Origin of the sequence: Streptomyces sp. S3(2020) (assembly GCF_013044505.1) — a bacterium.
In the GTDB taxonomy this organism is placed as follows: domain Bacteria; phylum Actinomycetota; class Actinomycetes; order Streptomycetales; family Streptomycetaceae; genus Streptomyces.
Genome location: NZ_JABERD010000204.1, coordinates 1 through 17,329, shown reverse-complemented (window position 1 = coordinate 17,329; position 17,329 = coordinate 1). Strand labels below are relative to the sequence as shown.

At 70.6% G+C, this 17,329-nt stretch carries 13 protein-coding genes; 10 read left to right on the top strand and 3 right to left on the bottom strand.

What is annotated here, in order from left to right:
* Window positions 1–2: 2 nt before the first annotated feature.
* Complete coding sequence (locus HLK59_RS39700) at window positions 3–569, bottom strand: NADAR family protein (RefSeq protein WP_171146506.1); 567 nt, start codon at window positions 567–569, stop codon at window positions 3–5.
* Between the two features lie 209 nt (window positions 570–778).
* Between HLK59_RS39700 and HLK59_RS39695 the strand changes: the two genes are divergently transcribed.
* The 8 genes from HLK59_RS39695 to HLK59_RS39660 all read left to right on the top strand — a co-directional run bounded on the left by HLK59_RS39695 (window position 779) and on the right by HLK59_RS39660 (window position 10,521).
* Window positions 779–2,317 carry a gamma-aminobutyraldehyde dehydrogenase gene (locus HLK59_RS39695; RefSeq protein WP_171146505.1) on the top strand — a complete coding sequence of 513 codons (1,539 nt, stop codon included), beginning with the start codon at window positions 779–781 and terminating at the stop codon, window positions 2,315–2,317.
* A gap of 105 nt (window positions 2,318–2,422) precedes the next feature.
* Complete coding sequence (locus HLK59_RS39690; protein ID WP_171146504.1) at window positions 2,423–3,670, top strand: spermidine/putrescine ABC transporter substrate-binding protein; 1,248 nt, start codon at window positions 2,423–2,425, stop codon at window positions 3,668–3,670.
* Window positions 3,667–4,833 carry an ABC transporter ATP-binding protein gene (locus HLK59_RS39685; protein ID WP_171146503.1) on the top strand — a complete coding sequence of 389 codons (1,167 nt, stop codon included), beginning with the start codon at window positions 3,667–3,669 and terminating at the stop codon, window positions 4,831–4,833. Before HLK59_RS39690 ends, HLK59_RS39685 begins: the two co-directional genes overlap by 4 nt.
* The gene (locus HLK59_RS39680) at window positions 4,833–5,762 is read left to right on the top strand and encodes an ABC transporter permease (RefSeq protein ID WP_171146502.1); all 930 of its coding nucleotides are present in this window, start codon (window positions 4,833–4,835) and stop codon (window positions 5,760–5,762) included. The genes HLK59_RS39685 and HLK59_RS39680 overlap by 1 nt, the downstream gene beginning before the upstream one ends.
* The gene (locus tag HLK59_RS39675) at window positions 5,763–6,563 is read left to right on the top strand and encodes an ABC transporter permease (RefSeq protein ID WP_171146501.1); all 801 of its coding nucleotides are present in this window, start codon (window positions 5,763–5,765) and stop codon (window positions 6,561–6,563) included.
* Window positions 6,564–6,598: 35 nt separating this feature from the next.
* Window positions 6,599–8,026 carry an FAD-dependent oxidoreductase gene (locus HLK59_RS39670; protein ID WP_171146500.1) on the top strand — a complete coding sequence of 476 codons (1,428 nt, stop codon included), beginning with the start codon at window positions 6,599–6,601 and terminating at the stop codon, window positions 8,024–8,026.
* A gap of 144 nt (window positions 8,027–8,170) precedes the next feature.
* On the top strand, window positions 8,171–8,623 hold the full coding sequence (locus tag HLK59_RS39665; protein ID WP_171146499.1) for a hypothetical protein: 453 nt from the start codon (window positions 8,171–8,173) through the stop codon (window positions 8,621–8,623).
* Window positions 8,624–8,727: 104 nt separating this feature from the next.
* On the top strand, window positions 8,728–10,521 hold the full coding sequence (locus tag HLK59_RS39660; protein WP_171146498.1) for a glycoside hydrolase family 18 protein: 1,794 nt from the start codon (window positions 8,728–8,730) through the stop codon (window positions 10,519–10,521).
* On the opposite strand, the gene HLK59_RS39655 is transcribed toward HLK59_RS39660, so the two are convergent.
* A complete protein-coding gene (locus tag HLK59_RS39655; RefSeq protein WP_346779919.1) occupies window positions 10,460–11,299 on the bottom strand; it encodes a phosphatase PAP2 family protein in 840 nt (279 codons plus the stop codon). The genes HLK59_RS39660 and HLK59_RS39655 overlap by 62 nt on opposite strands.
* Before the next feature lie 221 nt (window positions 11,300–11,520).
* Entirely contained in the window at window positions 11,521–12,855 is a 1,335-nt protein-coding gene (gene gabT / locus HLK59_RS39650) for a 4-aminobutyrate--2-oxoglutarate transaminase (protein ID WP_171146496.1), read from the bottom strand.
* A gap of 265 nt (window positions 12,856–13,120) precedes the next feature.
* On the opposite strand from gabT, the gene HLK59_RS39645 reads away from it, so the two are divergent.
* On the top strand, window positions 13,121–15,589 hold the full coding sequence (locus tag HLK59_RS39645) for an ATP/GTP-binding protein (RefSeq protein ID WP_171146495.1): 2,469 nt from the start codon (window positions 13,121–13,123) through the stop codon (window positions 15,587–15,589).
* 117 nt (window positions 15,590–15,706) lie between these two features.
* Complete coding sequence (locus HLK59_RS39640) at window positions 15,707–17,320, top strand: PucR family transcriptional regulator (protein ID WP_171146494.1); 1,614 nt, start codon at window positions 15,707–15,709, stop codon at window positions 17,318–17,320.
* Window positions 17,321–17,329: the final 9 nt, after the last annotated feature.

Below are 17,329 nucleotides of genomic sequence, written 5' to 3'. Positions count from 1 at the left end.
ACCTACACGCCGCCGGCCCCCCGCAACCGATCCCGCGCCTCCATCAACGCGAACCCCAGCAGATTCGGCCCCCGCCACCGCTCCGGATCCAGCGCCCCCTCGTCCGTGGCCGTGAGGCCGATCCCCCATACCCGGTCCACCGGGCTCGCCTCCACCAGTACCCGCTCTCCCGTGCCCAGGAGAAACGACCGCAGCCCGTCGTCCGCGTCGAACTTGTGCACGCTGCCCTCGACGACGATCCCGAAGCGCTCCTGCTCCCAGGTCGCCTCGTCGAAGCCCCGGACCAGCCGCCCTTCCTTCTTCGCCACCGAAGGATGTCCCGCGGCCAGCACCCGCCGTTCCGCCTCCGCGTCGCCGAACAGCCGTGCCTTGCCCGCCATCATCCAGTGCTCGGCGGTCGCATAGGTCACCGAGTCCACCACGAACGGTGACGGCCACCACTGGCTCAGACAGCTCGCCCCGATCCGGCCGTCCGGCAGCGGGCGGTGTCCCCAGAAGTGGAGGTACTTGACCCTCGCCCCCGTACGGACCGCCCTGACCAGGGTGTCCCGAGAATCGATCTTCGTCATGCATGCGAGTCTGGCAGGCACCACTGACACTCCGTCCTGGCTTTTCCATGCTGGCTCGACACCTGGTCGACAGATTTCGTCGCGTAACTAAAAGGCAACAACGGAATCCCTTGTCGGACGCCACTTGCTCTGTCAGGATCGGCACTCAAATCGAGCTGGAGCCACGCCCCGCCTGCGGGAATCGTGGGCCGGCGGCGGAGGAGAGCGACATGCACAACCCGGGCAACGCCACCCCGGACCGATTCCCCGCGCAGGAGCGCTTCGCGGACGGTGCGCAGTTCATCGCGGGCCGCCTCACGAAGGGCACCTCAGGACGGACGCACGCGGTCGTCGACCCCGCGACCGGCGAGGAGGTCTACACCTACGAACTGGCGAGCGCGGCCGACGTCGACGCGGCCGTCGCCGCCGCGCGCGAGGCCTTCCCGGCCTGGGCCGCCACGACACCCGGCGAACGCTCGGACGCGCTGCATCGTTTCGCCGCCGTGCTCGCCGACCGTGCCGAGGACTTCGCCCGCGCCGAGTCCCTCCAGTGCGGCAAGCCGCTGAAGCTGACGCGTGAGTTCGACGTGCCGGGGACCATCGACAACACCGCCTTCTTCGCGGGCGCGGCCCGCCACCTCCAGGGCCAGTCGGCCGGCGAGTACTCCGGCGACCACACCTCGTACGTCCGCCGCGAGCCCATCGGTGTCGTCGGTTCCATCGCACCCTGGAACTACCCGCTCCAGATGGCCGCCTGGAAGGTCCTCCCGGCGATCGCCGCGGGCAACACGATCGTGCTCAAGCCCGCCGAGCTCACCCCCCTGACCTCGCTGCTGTTCGCGCAGGCCGCCACCGACGCCGGGATCCCCGACGGTGTCATCAACATCGTCACCGGCACCGGGAAGGAGGCCGGCGAGCACCTCGTGGGCCACCCCGACGTCGCCATGACCTCCTTCACCGGGTCCACCGCCGTCGGCAAGCGGGTCGCCGAGATCGCCACCGCCACCGTCAAGCGCATCCACCTGGAGCTCGGCGGCAAGGCGCCCTTCGTGGTCTTCGACGACGCCGACCTGGACGCCGCCGTCAACGGCGCCGTCGCGGGCTCGCTCATCAACACCGGCCAGGACTGCACGGCCGCCACGCGCGCGTACGTGCAGCGGCCGCTCTACGAGGCGTTCGTGGAGAGGACGGCCGAGCTCATGGCCCAGGTCCGGCTCGGTGACCCCTTCGCCCCCGGTACCGATCTCGGCCCCCTCATCTCGCACGTCCAGCGGGACCGGGTCGCCGGATTCGTCGAGCGTGCGCGCGGCTACGCGCGCGTGGTGACCGGCGGCGAGGCTCCTCAGGGAGATCTCAAGAACGGCGCGTACTATCTCCCCACCCTGGTCGCGGACGCCGCCCAGGACAGCGAGATCGTCCAGTCCGAACTCTTCGGACCGGTCCTCGTGGTCCTGCCCTTCGACAGCGATGACGAGGGGATCCGGCTCGCCAACGACACCCCGTACGGACTCGCCGCCTCCGCCTGGAGCCGCGACGTCTACCGGGCGGGCCGCGCCACCCGCGAGATCAAGGCGGGCTGCGTATGGATCAACGACCACATCCCGATCATCAGCGAGATGCCCCACGGCGGATACAAGGCGTCCGGCTTCGGCAAGGACATGTCCTCGTACTCGTTCGAGGAGTACACCCAGATCAAGCACGTCATGTTCGACAATACGGCGGTCGCCAGGAAGGACTGGCACCGCACCATCTTCGGGGACCGACCCTAGGCACCGCCCGGCGGTGGCCGGACATCCGATGGAGCCGGCTACCGCCGGGTGAAGAAGCCAGGCCGCCCGACCCGCGGCCGACCCTCCCGAAAGGGCACCACGCGCATGGAGCAGTACGAGCCCGACCGCCTGAGTCCGGCCCAAGTGGCCGCCATGCGGCGCAGCTTCCAGGGCGGCCGGGCCGCCATGACCCGGCGGTCCCTGTTGCGCGCCTCCGCGGGCGGCGCGCTCGCGGTCGGCGGCCTCGGGGCCCTGACCGGCTGCGGTATCCCCGCGGCCGGCAACACCAAGGGCGGAGTCTCCGCGGAGGACCACTCGGCCAAGGAGAAGGTCGTCAACTTCTCCAACTGGACCGAGTACATCGACGTGGACGAGAGCGAGAAGCGCCACCCCACGCTCGACCAGTTCAAGCAGCGCACCGGCATCACGGTCAAGTACACCGAGGACATCAACGACAACGTCGAGTTCTTCGGCAAGATCAAGCCGCAGCTCGCCGCCGGCCAGGACACCGGCCGCGACATCATCGTCCTCACCGACTGGCTCGCGGCCCGCCTCATCCGCCTCGGGTGGGTCCAGAAACTGGACCCGGCGAACCTGCCCCATGCGTACACCAACCTGTCGGCGCAGTTCCGCAACCCCGACTGGGACCCCGGCCGCGCCTACTCGTATGTGTGGCAGGGCATCTCGACCGTCATCGCGTACAACAAGAAGTCCCTCGACGGCGTCGAGGTGAAGTCCCTCTCCGACCTGCTCGACAACCCCAAGCTCAAGGGCAAGGTCGGCTTCCTGTCGGAGATGCGCGACAGCATCGGCATGACCCTGCTCGACATGGGCAAGGACCCGGGCAAGTTCACCGCCGACGACTACGACGCGGCGATCGCCCGGATCCAGAAGGCCGTCGACAAGGGGCAGATCCGCCGCTTCACCGGCAACGACTACACCTCCGACCTGAGCAGCGGCGACTTCGCCGCCTGTATCGCCTGGGCCGGTGACGTCGTCCAGCTGAAGGCGGACAGCCCGGACATCGACTTCCTGATCCCGGACAGCGGGTACATCACGTCGACCGACAACTTCCTGATCCCCAACAAGGCCCGTCACAAGACGAACGCCGAGCGGCTCATCGACTACTACTACGAGCCCAAGCCGGCCGCCGAGCTCGCCGCGTACATCAACTACGTGACGCCCGTCGACGGGGTGAAGGCCGAGCTGGAGAAGCTCGACCCGGATGCGGCGAACAACCCGCTGATCATCCCGGACAAGGCCATGGCCGCGAAGTCCCACGCCTTCCGCTCGCTGAGCTCGAAGGAAGAGACCGAGTTCGAAGAGAAGTTCGCGAAGCTGACTGGGGCGTGACCACCGTGACGAACAAGAACACCGAGGGCAGCGGCGACGTCCGTCTCTCCGGCATCAGCAAGACGTACGACAACGGCTTCACCGCCGTACAGCCGCTGGACCTGACCGTGCCGCAGGGCTCCTTCTTCGCCCTGCTCGGCGCCTCCGGCTGCGGCAAGACCACCACCCTGCGGATGATCGCGGGCCTGGAGGAACCCACCACGGGCACCGTCTCGCTCGGCGAGCAGGACGTGACCGACCTGCCGCCCTACAAGCGGCCGGTGAACACCGTCTTCCAGTCCTACGCCCTCTTCCCGCACCTCGACATCTTCGAGAACGTCGCCTTCGGTCTGCGCCGGCGCGGCATCAAGTCGGTGAAGAAGCAGGTCGAGGACATGCTGGAGCTCGTCCAGCTCGGCGAGCAGGCGCGCAAGAAGCCGCACCAGCTCTCCGGCGGCCAGCAGCAGCGTGTCGCCGTGGCCCGCGCGCTGATCAACACCCCCAAGGTGCTCCTCCTCGACGAGCCCCTCGGCGCCCTCGACCTCAAGCTGCGCCGCCAGATGCAGCTGGAGCTCAAGCGCATCCAGACCGAGGTCGGCATCACGTTCATCCATGTCACGCACGACCAGGAGGAGGCCATGACCATGGCCGACACGGTCGCCGTGATGAACGCGGGCCGGGTCGAGCAGCTCGGCTCGCCGAGCGACCTGTACGAGAACCCCAACACCACGTTCGTCGCCAACTTCCTCGGCACCTCGAACCTGATCGAGGCCGAGGTCGACACGAAGAACGGCGACGACATCGTCCTGAAGGCCGGCGGCGGCAAGCTCGTCCTGCCCGAGTCGCGATGTTCCGCGCCCACGGCGACCGGCGGCAAGGTGCTGGTCGGCGTCCGCCCGGAGAAGATCTCCCTCACCCACGCCGACGACGCCGGTGAGATCCCCGAGGACCGCAACCGCATCACCGGCAAGATCGCCAACGGCAGTTTCATCGGGGTCTCCACGCAGTACGTCATCGACAGCGCGGTCTGCCCCGAGTTCGAGGTCTACGTCCAGAACATCGAGCGGGACTCCCGGCTCGTGCCCGGCGCCGACGTCGTCCTGCACTGGAGCCCGGCCCACACCTTCGGCCTGGACGCCGCCCAGGACATCGACGCCGGCCTCGACGAAGCGGCGGCGGTCTGATGACGACCCTCACCGAGGCGCCGCCGCCTCCGACCCCGACCGCGCCCGAGAAGAAGGCCGCGCGGAGGCGCGGCCGTCTCGTGCCGTACTGGCTGCTGCTGCCCGGCATCCTGTGGCTGCTGGTCTTCTTCGCGCTGCCGATGATCTACCAGGCCTCCACGTCCGTGCAGACGGGCTCCCTGGAGGAGGGCTACAAGGTCACCTGGCACTTCGCCACCTACTGGGACGCGCTGTCCGAGTACTGGCCGCAGTATCTGCGCTCGATCCTGTACGCGGGTTCGGCGACGATCCTGTGCCTGGTCCTCGGCTACCCGCTGGCGTATCTGATCGCGTTCCGCGCGGGCCGCTGGCGGAACCTGATCATGATCCTGGTGATCGCGCCGTTCTTCACCAGCTTCCTGATCCGCACCCTCGCCTGGAAGACGATCCTCGCGGACGGCGGCCCGGTCGTCGGCGCCCTCAACACACTGCACGTCCTGGACGTCACCAGCTGGCTCGGCTGGACCTCCGGCGACCGTGTGCTGGCCACGCCGCTGGCGGTGGTGTGCGGTCTGACGTACAACTTCCTGCCGTTCATGATCCTGCCGCTGTACACCTCTCTGGAGCGCATCGACACCCGCCTCCACGAGGCCGCGGGCGACCTGTACGCCAAGCCGGTCACGACCTTCCGGAAGGTGACCTTCCCGCTGTCGATGCCGGGCGTCGTCTCCGGCACGCTGCTGACCTTCATCCCGGCCGCCGGTGACTACGTCAACGCCGACCTGCTCGGCTCGACGGACACCCGCATGGTCGGAAACGTCATCCAGTCCCAGTTCCTGCGGATTCTGGACTATCCGACGGCCGCGGCACTCTCCTTCATCCTGATGGCCGCCATCCTCGTCATGGTCACGGTCTACATCCGCAGGTCCGGAACGGAGGATCTGGTTTAAATGGCCTTCGTCAACTGGCTCAAGCGTAAATTCGTCGTCATCGCCGGACTGCTGACGCTCGGATATCTCCTGCTGCCGAACGTCGTCGTGACGGTGTTCTCCTTCAACAATCCGAAGGGGCGCTTCAACTACGAATGGCAGCAGTTCTCCCTGGACGCCTGGAAGGACCCGTGCGGTGTCGCCGACATGTGCGGCTCGCTGTCGATCAGTCTCCAGATCGCGTTCTGGGCCACGATCGGCGCCACCGTCCTCGGCACGATGATCGCCTTCGCGCTGGTCCGCTACCGCTTCCGGGCCCGCGGCGCCGTGAACTCGCTGATCTTCCTGCCGATGGCGATGCCCGAGGTCGTCATGGCCGCCTCGCTGCTCACCCTGTTCCTCAACATGGGCGCGCAGCTCGGCTTCTGGACGATCCTCATCGCCCACATCATGTTCTGCCTCAGCTTCGTCGTCACCGCCGTCAAGGCGCGCGTGATGTCGATGGACCCGAGGCTGGAGCAGGCCGCGCAGGACCTCTACGCCGGCCCGTTCCAGACCTTCGTCAGGGTCACCCTGCCGATCGCGGCACCGGGAATCGCGGCGGGCGCGCTGCTGGCCTTCGCGCTCTCCTTCGACGATTTCATCATCACCAATTTCAACGCGGGCTCGACCGTCACCTTCCCCATGTTCGTCTGGGGCTCGGCACAGCGCGGCACACCCGTTCAGATCAATGTGATCGGTACGGCCATGTTCCTGGTCGCCGTACTGCTCGTCCTGACCTCTATGGTCATCAGTAATCGCCGTAACAAGCAAAAGGCATAAGCCTTTCAGAGAACCCTCTGTAGGGAGTTGAAATCATGGCCCCAAGCGCCATGAGCCGTGGCAGTAACTGGATGAAATCCCTTTCCGACGCCCAGCCGGTCCCGTACTGGCTGGACGACCCCGGCAAGCCCCGCCCCGAACCCGCCCTCACCGGCGCCGAGACCTGCGACCTGCTGGTCGTCGGCGGTGGCTACAGCGGACTGTGGACCGCGCTCCTCGCCAAGGAGCGCGACCCGCAGCGGGACGTGGTCCTGCTGGAGGGCCGTGAGGTGGGCTGGGCCGCCTCGGGCCGCAACGGCGGTTTCTGCGCCGCCTCCCTCACGCACGGTCTGGGCAACGGGCTGACCCGCTGGCCGGACGAGATCCACAAGCTGGAGGAGCTGGGCGCCCGCAATCTCGACGAGATCGAGAAGGCGGTCGCCCGCTACTCCCTCGACTGCGACTTCGAGCGCACCGGCGAGATCGACGTCGCGACCGAGACGTACCAGGCGTGGGAACTGCGCGACTGGTACGAGGAGATGGAGCGCCAGGGCCTCGCCGAGGGCGTGGAGTTCCTGGACGCCGAGGCGGTACGGGAACAAGTCGACTCACCGACATTCCAGGCGGGCCTGTACGACCGCCGCGGCGTCGCCATGCTCAACCCGGCGAAGCTCGCCTGGGGCCTGAAGCGGGCCTGTGTGCAACTCGGCGTCCGCGTCCACGAGCACACCCCCGCCCTGACGCTGAAGCCCTACGGCGCGGGCATGGCCGTACGCACCCCCTACGGCTCGGTCCGGGCCCGCAAGGTCGCGCTCGGCACCAACATCTTCCCGAACCTGGTCAAGAGGGTCCGGTCGTACACCGTCCCGGTCTACGACTACGCGCTGATGACCGAGCCGCTCAGCGGCGAGCAGCTCGCGGCGATCGGCTGGAAGAACCGCCAGGGCCTGGGCGACTCGGCGAACCAGTTCCACTACTTCCGGCTGTCCGCCGACAACCGCATCCTGTGGGGCGGCTACGACGCGGTCCACCACTACGGCGGCCGGGTGCGCGCCGAGTACGACGACCGCCCGGAGACGTACGCCAAGCTCGCCGAGCACTTCTTCACCTGCTTCCCGCAGCTCGAAGACGTCCGCTTCACCCACGCGTGGGGCGGCGCGATCGACACCTGCTCGCGCTTCTCGGCGTTCTTCGGCACAGCCCACCAGGGGAACGTGGCCTACGCGGCGGGCTACACGGGCCTGGGAGTCGGCGCGACCCGCTTCGGCGCCGACGTGATGCTGGACCTCCTGGACGGCGAGACCACGGAACGCACCTCCCTGGAGATGGTCCGCAAGAAGCCCCTGCCCTTCCCGCCCGAACCGTTCGCCTGGACCGGCATCGCCCTGACCAAGTGGTCCCTGGCCCGCGCGGACTCACACGGCGGCCGCCGCAACCTGTGGCTGAAGACGATGGACAGACTGGGCCTGGGCTTCGACAGCTGACCGCTCACCCGACGGGCGACCTCTCCGGCGAGAGTGACCCATTTCACTCCAACAGGGTGTCGAAACCCGCGTAATGCCTGGCCGGGACCTCCCTCTCCCCCGTGGGCGCGATCCGCGTCCGCGAAGGAACAGGGAGGTCTTCTCATGACTGGGGCGAAGACGGCGGTCGAGTGGCTGGCATCGGTGGCGCCCGATCCCGAGGCCTGCCGCTGGGAGTGGGAGCGCAATCCCCTCGGGGTCGCGCTGCTGCCCGCCGGCAAGGCCTGGGACGTGCTCATCCTGCCGGGTGAGCTCGGTTATCCCACGCTCGACGTCCTCACCCGCATCATCGACCAGCCCGGCCCGGTGCTGGTCGACTTCGGCGACGCCCGGATGGGCTTCTTCGTGGCACCCGGTACCGCCGCACGCTGGGTCGGCACGGGCATCCGTACGGCCGGGGCCGGCACCTGGATCGTGGTGCCGTACCCGGGGCGTTCCACCGGCGGCGTCCGCTGGCTGGTGCCCCCGGACGGGTCTGGCACCCTCACCGACCCGGCACTCCTCGAACTGGCGATGCACGAGGCGGCGGCGGGTCTGGCGACGGAGGGGGACGGATAGCCGGGCACGGGACAGCCGGGCACGGGAGGTCTTGACAACTTAATTGGTCTGGACCAAATTGGGCGCGCTCCACCCCTCCAATTCCCCCAGTTCCGGAGGCACTTGTGGAACGCTCCAGACCTCTCGTCGCCGCCCTCACGGCCACGCTGCTGGCCGCAGGCGGCATCACCGCGCTCTCGTCGGCCGCCCGTGCGGCCGACGCGGACCTCGCACGCAACGGCGGCTTCGAGGCGGGCCTCGACGCCTGGACCTGTTCCGCCGGTACGACGGTGAGCAGCCCCGTACGCAGTGGCGCCTCCGCACTCCAGGCGACCCCGGCCGGCAGCGACAACGCCCGCTGCGCCCAGACGGTGACCGTGAAGCCCGACTCCCAGTACACCCTCTCCGGATACGTCCGAGGCTCCTACGTCTACCTCGGCGCGAGCGGCACCGGCACCACCGACGTCTCCGCCTGGACCCAGTCCGCCCCGAACTGGCAGCAGCTCACCACGACCTTCCGCACCGGCGCGTCCACCACCAAGGTCACGATCTACACCCACGGCTGGTACGGGACCGGCGCGTACCACGCCGACGACATCTCCCTGATCGGCCCCGGAGCCGAAGCGGGCCAGCCGCCTGCCGCCCCGACCGGTCTGAAGGCAGGCACGGTCACCTCCTCCAGCGTCGCCCTGTCCTGGTCGGCGGTCACCGGAGCGACGGGCTACGCCGTCCACCGCGACGGCACCAGAGTCCAGACGGCGAGCGGGACCTCGGCCACGATCGCCGGGCTCTCCCCGTCGACCGCGTACAGCTTCCAGGTCACCGCGCTCAACGACGCCGGCGAGTCCGCGAAGTCGGCCACCGTCACCGCGACCACCACCGCGGGCTCCGGCGGCTCGACGGACCTCCCCGCCCACGCCCTGGTCGGCTACCTCCACGCCAGTTTCGCCAACGGCTCCGGCTACACACGCCTGGCCGACGTCCCCGACAGCTGGGACGTCATCGACCTGGCCTTCGGCGAGCCGACCACCGTCACCTCCGGGGACATCCGCTTCGACCGCTGCCCGGTCGCCGAGTGCCCGGGCGTCGAGAGCGACGCCGAGTTCAAGGCGGCGATCAAGGCCAAGCAGGCGGCCGGCAAGAAGGTGCTGATATCCATCGGCGGCCAGAACGGCCAGGTCCAGCTGACGACCACGGCGGCCCGGGACGCCTTCGTCACCTCGGTGTCGAAGATCATCGACACCTACGGACTCGACGGCCTGGACATCGACTTCGAGGGCCACTCGCTCTCCCTCAACGCCGACGACACCGACTTCAAGAACCCCAGGACCCCGGTGATCGTGAACCTGATCTCGGCGGTGAAGACCCTCAAGGCGAAGTACGGCTCCCGGTTCGTGCTGACGATGGCCCCCGAGACCTTCTTCGTCCAGCTCGGCTACCAGTACTACGGCACCGGCAAGTGGGGCGGCCAGGACCCGCGGGCGGGCGCGTATCTCCCGGTGATCCACGCGCTGCGCGACGACCTGACGCTGCTGCACGTCCAGGACTACAACTCGGGCCCGATCATGGGCCTCGACAACCAGTACCACTCCATGGGCGGCGCCGACTTCCACATCGCCATGACCGACATGCTGCTCACCGGCTTCCCGGTCGCGGGCGACGCGAACAACATCTTCCCGCCCCTGCGCCCCGACCAGGTGGCCATCGGCATGCCGGCGTCCACGAACGCCGGCAACGGACACGTGCCTCCCGCCGAGGTCACCAAGACCCTCGACTGCCTGACGAAGAAGACGAACTGCGGCTCGTACCCCACCCACGGCACCTGGCCCGCCCTGCGCGGTCTGATGACCTGGTCGATCAACTGGGACCGGTACGGGAGCTGGGAGTTCCAGCGGACGTTCGACGGGTATTTCGGCTGACCGCCAGGGCGTAGCCGGTGAGCAGGACCGTGGAGAGGCACCAGCTGGCCACGACGTCCAGTGGCCAGTGGTAGCCGCGGCGGACCAGGCCGTAGGAGACGCCGAGGACGAGGACGCCGTAGAGGAACACGATCGTGCGGCGGGCCCATGGGGTGCGCAGGCGGGGGAGGAGGAGCAGGGCCGCGGCGCCGTAGGCGACGGCTGCCGTGGCCGTGTGGCCGGAGGGGTAGTAGCCGGTGGCCGGCGGTACGACCGGGGTGCCCGGGCGGTCGGTGAGTTCCTTGATCGGGACGATCAGGGCGGGGACCAGGGCCATCAGCAGCGCGGCCGCGGCGGAGGGCTGCCACCAGCGGTCTGTACCGGCGCGGCGGGCCCGCCAGGCCGCGTATCCGAGCGCCACGGCCAGGACCGGGACCGCGACCTGGACGTTGCCGAGGTCGGCGAGGAGTTCCGAGGCGCGGTCGGGGCGGACCAGGGCGCGGCTGACGCGTTCGTCCAGGCGCACCAGAGGGCCGTCCTCGACGACCTGCCAGGTGATCAGCGCGAAGAGGACGGCCGGGAGGCCGAGAAGAAGGAAGAGAAAGAAGGAGGTCGGCCGCCCCGGAACAGGGGGGGTGGTTCCGAGGCGGCCGTCCGGACCGGATCGTCGCGCGCCCCGGGGGGTTTGGGGCGGGCGACCGTCCGATCGGTGAGGAGATCCGGAGCCGGAGGCTCCGGTTGTGTGCGCGAGGGCACGACCAGGTCGAAGCTGGGGAGGCCCCGGCCTGATGTCGCCCACAGTCCCCTGTGGGCGGGGTGTATCTCTCATCTGGGTAGAACCTACGGCAGCCGATGGGGCTGCGACAGCCGGAATCACGACCTGACAGATACCCCGCACACGTTCTTCACACCCTCTGACGGAGGCCGCCCCAGACCCGGAATCCGCTGTGAATCCGGGGCTGGGGCGGGTGCGACGGGTGTGACCTGGGGCGGATTCCGCTCCGTGGTCTCCGTGGGGCGTCAGATGCGTGCGAAGGCCTGTTCGATGATGTCGAGGCCCTCGTTGAGGAGGTCCTCGCCGATGACCAGCGGCGGCAGGAAACGCAGCACATTGCCGTAGGTGCCACAGGTAAGGACCAGCAGGCCCTCCTGGTGGCAGGCCTTGGCGAGGGCGGCGGTCGCCTCCGGGTTGGGCTCCTTGGTCGCGCGGTCCTTGACGAGTTCGATGGCGATCATCGCGCCACGGCCGCGGATGTCGCCGATGATGTCGAACTTCTCGGCCATCGCGGTCAGGCGGGCCTTCATGGTGGCCTCGATGTCCTTCGCCCGGGCGTTGAGGTCGAGCTCCTTCATCGTCTCGATCGAGCCGAGCGCACCGGCACAGGCGACCGGGTTGCCGCCGTACGTGCCGCCCAGGCCACCGGCGTGCGCGGCGTCCATGATCTCGGCGCGGCCGGTCACGGCGGCGAGCGGCAGACCGCCCGCGATGCCCTTGGCGGTGGTGATCAGGTCCGGGACGATGCCCTCGTCCTCGCACGCGAACCACTGGCCGGTACGGCAGAAGCCGGACTGGATCTCGTCGGCGACGAAGACGATGCCGTTGTCCTTCGCGAACTCGCTGAGCGCCGGCAGGAAGCCCTTGGCCGGCTCGATGAAGCCGCCCTCGCCGAGCACCGGCTCGATGATGATCGCGGCGACGTTGTCCGGGCCGACCTGCTTGGTGATCTGGTCGATGGCCTGCGCGGCGGCCTCGGGGCCGGCGTTCTCCGGACCGGTCGGCCAGCGGTAGCCGTAGGCGACCGGGACGCGGTACACCTCGGGCGCGAAGGGACCGAAGCCGTGCTTGTACGGCATGTTCTTCGCGGTCAGCGCCATCGTGAGGTTCGTGCGGCCGTGGTAGCCGTGGTCGAAGACGACGACGGCCTGGCGCTTGGTGTACGCACGGGCGATCTTGACGGCGTTCTCGACGGCCTCGGCACCGCTGTTGAACAGCGCGGACTTCTTGGCGTGGTCACCCGGCGTGAGCTCGGCGAGCGCCTCGGCGACCTCGACGTAACCCTCGTACGGCGTGACCATGAAACAGGTGTGGGTGAAGTCGGCGAGCTGGGCGGAGGCCCGGCGTACGACGGCCTCGGCGGAGGCGCCGACGGACGTCACCGCGATGCCGGAACCGAAGTCGATCAGGCGGTTGCCGTCGACGTCCTCGATGATGCCGCCACCCGCCCGCGCGGTGAACACGGGCAGCACCGAGCCCACGCCCTGCGCGACCGCTTGGAGGCGGCGGGCCTGCAGCTCCTGCGACTTCGGGCCGGGGATGGCGGTGACGATCCGGCGCTCCTGCGGAAGTGCGCTCATGAGGGGCTCCTGGGGTGTTGCGAACGGGGTCTTTGCGGACGCTTCTCTTCTTTTCTCGCAGGCTAGGACGGAGGACGGGGGGTGGGCATGCTCCATGTGGGCGTTGTCCGGGGGGCGGGTTTGTCCGTGGTGGACATAGCGACGGTGTACGGGCCGCGTACGTCCGCTCCTCGGACGTCGGCCGCGTAAGCGGTGAACTCCCCTTGCGGGGGCGTTAGATTGACGGCTGATGGTGGACGGAACGGCTGGTCAGGGAACGAGGGCGATGGACAGGGACGGGACGCAGGACGCGCGGGGTACGCATGCGAATCCCGTGCCGCGTCCGGCGGGGCCGCCGGACGTGCCGAAGACGCCACCGCGGCCGGCGCACACCCCGGGCGCGTCCGTGGCCGACTGGCTCAACGAGGCCCGGCCCGAGACCGGGCCCGGCATCTGGCGCTTCGGGTACCGGCTGCCGAAGGCGGGATCGCGGACGGAGCGGCTCAGCCCGCTGACCGTGGCCGGCATGCTCATCCCGTTCGTCGTGGCGCTCGTGCTGTGGTCCCTGTGGCGGCGCGGCGGGCTCCCGTACCAGTTCACGCTGCTGCGGCTCTTCACCCCGGACGACTGGTGGTGGGGCGGCACGATGGCGTCGCCGAAGCGGCTGGAGGGGCAGTCGCTGGAGTACCCGGGCGTGGAGGCGCTGGAGGTCTACAGCGGTCTCTTCTTCGCCGTGCTCGTCTACACGGTGGCCCGGCTGGGCAGCTGGCCCGCCGTCGTCCGGCACCTCGTGAGCGGCAAACCCCAGCCCGCCCGCGCCCTGTCGGCCGCCCTGGGTGCCCTGATCACCCTCAGTTTCGTCTTCCCGGACGCCTTCCCCCTCGTCGGCTGGGACGCCCTGCCCGTCGTGAACCCGCTGTTCTCCCTCATCGCCCTGATCAGCGGCGGATACGGCGTCTACACCTCGCCGTGGGCCACGGACGCGCTCTACGCCCTCATCACCGTCCTCGTCCTGTGGCCCTTCGCCCGGATCGGCGGCTGGTGGTCCCTGGCCCGCACCTGGCTCGCCGCCCGGCGCCGCGCCGGGCAGGGCCAGGACCCGGTGCCCGTCGCCGCGCAGCCCCGGGCCCGCTGGCCCGAGCTGCGGGAGGCGGGGCAGCACCAGGCCGCCGACGTGCTCACCGCCGAAGTGCTGGCCGGGCGGATGAACGACGTGGACTGCGCCCGTGTCGAGCGCGGCTGGGCCCGGGCCCGGAGCCAGGGCCGGCTCACCGCGTTCACGGACACCGTGCTGCGCGAGGGCGCCGCCGCGCTCACCCACCCCTCCGGCGCCCGCGACCTGTCCGGCCGCACCGCCCGGCACGACCTGCTCACCGGGCAGGTCCGCATCGGACAGTGGGCCACCGCCGAGCGCACCCCGCGGGCGTACGGCGGCGTGGGCGCGGCTCTCGGGCCGGCGACCCTCGCCACCTCGCTGCTGGCCGTCGGGCCCTCGGGCGCCGGCAAGACCCGCCAGGTGATCGCCCCGGTCGTCGAGTCCCTCACGCTGCGCGCGCTCACCGGCGGCTGTGCCGTCGTCGCGGTGTGCGGCGCGGGTACGGCGATCGGGGCGGACTCGTCGTACGACGTCGTCGTGCGCGTCGGCGATCCCCGCTCCGTGCACGACCTGGACCCGTACGCCGACACCGACGACCCCGACGAGGCGGCCGGGCTGCTCGCCGAGGCGCTGGCCGGGGATCTCGACACCGTGGCCCCCGAGCGCGCGGCACGGGCCCTCGCCCAGCTCCTCGGTCCTCACCGGGCCGCGTACGGGCACTTCCCGTCCCTGCCTGTCCTGCGTGAGCTGCTGGAAGGGGACCCGGGGGCCCTCGCCGAGCTGCGCGCGCGGCTCGCGGACGAGCGGTTCGCGGTGATGCGTCGCGAGCTCGACGCCCGTGCGCGGCAGAGCGGCAACCCCGGTGACCCCGGTCCCGTCCTCGCCGACCGGCTGGCGTTGCTGGACCGGCCCGCGTTCGCCGGCTTCTTCGGTCCAGGCGGTCCAGGCGGTCCAGGTGGTCCAGCCGGTCCGGCCGGTCCAGGTGGCCAGGGCGGTCCGGAGGGCTCCGGTGGGGACGGGCCCCGCCCGTTCTCCCTGCGGGCCCTCGCCCATCACCCCCTGCGGGTCCGTGTCGACCTGCCCGAGCACGGTCACGCGGAGGCGTCCCGGCTGATCGCCCGGCTGGTGCTGGCCCAGTTCACCACCGTCGTACGGGAAGGGGCCCGCGATCACTTCGCCGCCCTGGTCCTCGACGACGCCACCGGCACCGTCACCCCCGAGTCCGTGCGGCGGATCCAGCGGCTGCGCTCGCAGAACGCGGGTGTCGTGCTCGCGCTGCGCACGGTCTCCGACGTTCCGGAGGCGTTGCACGGGCCCCTGTTCGGGGCGGTCGGCTGCCGGATGGCGCTGTCCGGGGTGACGACCTGGGACGGCAGCCGCTTCGCCGACGCCTGGGGCACCGAGTGGGTGGAGACCAAGGACGTCGCCCAGCACACGGTCTTCGCCGATCAGCCGATGACCCGGGCCATGCACGCCCTGCGCAAGCTGGTGACCGGCAAGGCGGTGACGACCGAGGCCGTCACCGTCCGGCAGGTCGAGCGGGAGCGGTGGTCCGCGTCCGAGCTGGCGCACTCCGTGCCGCCCGGGCACGCGGTGCTGTCGCTGACCGGTGCGAGGGGGGAGCACGCGCCGCCGCTGCTGGTGGACCTGCGGGGCTAGGCGGCGGCTTCGGGGGACCGGGGGATCGTACGGTGAGGCAGAATCGGCACAGACCGCTCATACACCGCGGCCAAGTGATCACCAGGCTCACCTGATCCCCGTAGACCTGAAGGCCCCATGCCACCCACGCTCGCCTCGCTCGTCCACCACTCCGCGCTCAAGCTGACCGTGCGGGCGGGCGCGGACCGGCTCGACGTCCCCGTGCGCTGGGCGCATGTCAGCGAGCTCGCCGACCCCGTGCCGTACATGGAGGGCGGTGAGCTGCTCCTGATCACCGCGCTGAAGCTGGACGCGGAGGATCCGGAGGCGATGCGGCGGTATGTGAAGCGGCTGGTCGGGGCGGGGGTCGTGGGGCTCGGGTTCGCGGTCGGGGTCAACTACGAGGACATTCCCGGGGCGCTCGTCGACGCCGCCGCGGACGAGGGGCTCCCGCTGCTCGAAGTGCCTCGCCGCACGCCCTTCCTCGCCATCAGCAAGGCCGTCTCCGCGGCCATCGCCGCCGATCAGTACCGGGCGGTGACGGCCGGGTTCGCCGCGCAGCGGGAGCTGACCAGACAGGCGCTGACGGACGGCCCCGAGGGGCTGCTGTCCGCGCTCGCCTCGCAGGTGGACGGGTGGGCCGCGCTGTACGACGCGTCCGGTGCCGTCGTCGCCACCGCGCCGGAGTGGGCGGGGCGGCGGGCCGCACGGCTCACGGCGGACGTGGAGCGGCTGCGGGAGCGGCCCGCGCCGGCCTCCTCCGTGGTCGGCGGCCCCGACAACGAGGACCGTGTCGAACTGCACTCCCTGGGCACCGGACGGCGGCCGCGGGCGGCGCTCGCGGTGGGGACGGCGGCGGCGCCGGGCACGGCGGAGCGGTACGCCGTCCACTCGGCGATCGCCCTGCTGACCCTGACCACCGAGCGGTCCCGGTCCCTGCGCGCGGCCGAACAGCGGCTCGGGGCGGCCGTGCTGCGGATGCTGCTGGCGGGGGAGCCGGACCATGCGCGGGCGGTCGCCGGGGATCTGTACGGGTCGCTGCTGGACGCGCCCTTCCGGGTGATCGTCGCCGAGGCGGTGCCCGCCGTGCGCATGGCCGTGGAGGGGCAGGCTCCGGTGCCGGGTGACCTTCTGGGTGCCCTCGCCGAGGCCGCGGAGTCCGCCGCCGCGCGGGCCGGGGAGGCCGTGCTGGTGGTTCCGGACGGGGAGCGGCTGGTGGTGCTGGCCGCGGACGAGGGTGCGGCGGTCGGGGCGTGCGCGGATCACGCCGCCGCTCTGGAGGCCGGGCGGGCGGCGGGGGAGCAGGGCGCCGCGGCGGGCGAGGGCGAGCTGGTCATGGGGGTGTCGGCGCCGGTCGGGCCGGTGGCCGCGGCCGCCGCCTACAAGCAGGCCGAGCAGGCGCTGTCCGTCGCGCGGCGCCGGGGGCGGGTGTGTGTCGAGCACGAGCAGCTGGCGGCGGGGTCGGTGGTGCCGTTGCTGGCGGACGACGCGGTGAAGGCCTTCGCGGACGGTCTGCTGCGGGCGCTGCACGAGCACGACGCGACCGGACGGGGGGATCTCGTGGCCTCGCTGCGGGCGTGGCTCTCGCGGCACGGACAGTGGGACGCGGCGGCCGCGGACCTGGGCGTGCACCGGCATACGCTGCGGTACCGGATGCGGCGGGTGGAGGAGATCCTCGGGCGGTCGCTGGATGATCCGGACGTACGGATGGAGCTGTGGCTGGCGCTGAAGGCGACGTCGACGGAGCAGTGACCGCGGGAC

Excerpts from the sequence above, each read along its gene's own strand:
- HLK59_RS39700 (WP_171146506.1), bottom strand. The coding sequence starts at position 569 with ATGACGAAGATCGATTCTCGGGACACCCTGGTCAGGGCGGTCCGTACG.
- HLK59_RS39695 (WP_171146505.1), top strand. The coding sequence starts at position 779 with ATGCACAACCCGGGCAACGCCACCCCGGACCGATTCCCCGCGCAGGAG.
- HLK59_RS39690 (WP_171146504.1), top strand. The coding sequence starts at position 2,423 with ATGGAGCAGTACGAGCCCGACCGCCTGAGTCCGGCCCAAGTGGCCGCC.
- HLK59_RS39680 (WP_171146502.1), top strand. The coding sequence starts at position 4,833 with ATGACGACCCTCACCGAGGCGCCGCCGCCTCCGACCCCGACCGCGCCC.
- HLK59_RS39675 (WP_171146501.1), top strand. The coding sequence starts at position 5,763 with ATGGCCTTCGTCAACTGGCTCAAGCGTAAATTCGTCGTCATCGCCGGA.
- HLK59_RS39670 (WP_171146500.1), top strand. The coding sequence starts at position 6,599 with ATGGCCCCAAGCGCCATGAGCCGTGGCAGTAACTGGATGAAATCCCTT.
- HLK59_RS39665 (WP_171146499.1), top strand. The coding sequence starts at position 8,171 with ATGACTGGGGCGAAGACGGCGGTCGAGTGGCTGGCATCGGTGGCGCCC.
- gabT (WP_171146496.1), bottom strand. The coding sequence starts at position 12,855 with ATGAGCGCACTTCCGCAGGAGCGCCGGATCGTCACCGCCATCCCCGGC.
- HLK59_RS39645 (WP_171146495.1), top strand. The coding sequence starts at position 13,121 with ATGGACAGGGACGGGACGCAGGACGCGCGGGGTACGCATGCGAATCCC.
- HLK59_RS39640 (WP_171146494.1), top strand. The coding sequence starts at position 15,707 with ATGCCACCCACGCTCGCCTCGCTCGTCCACCACTCCGCGCTCAAGCTG.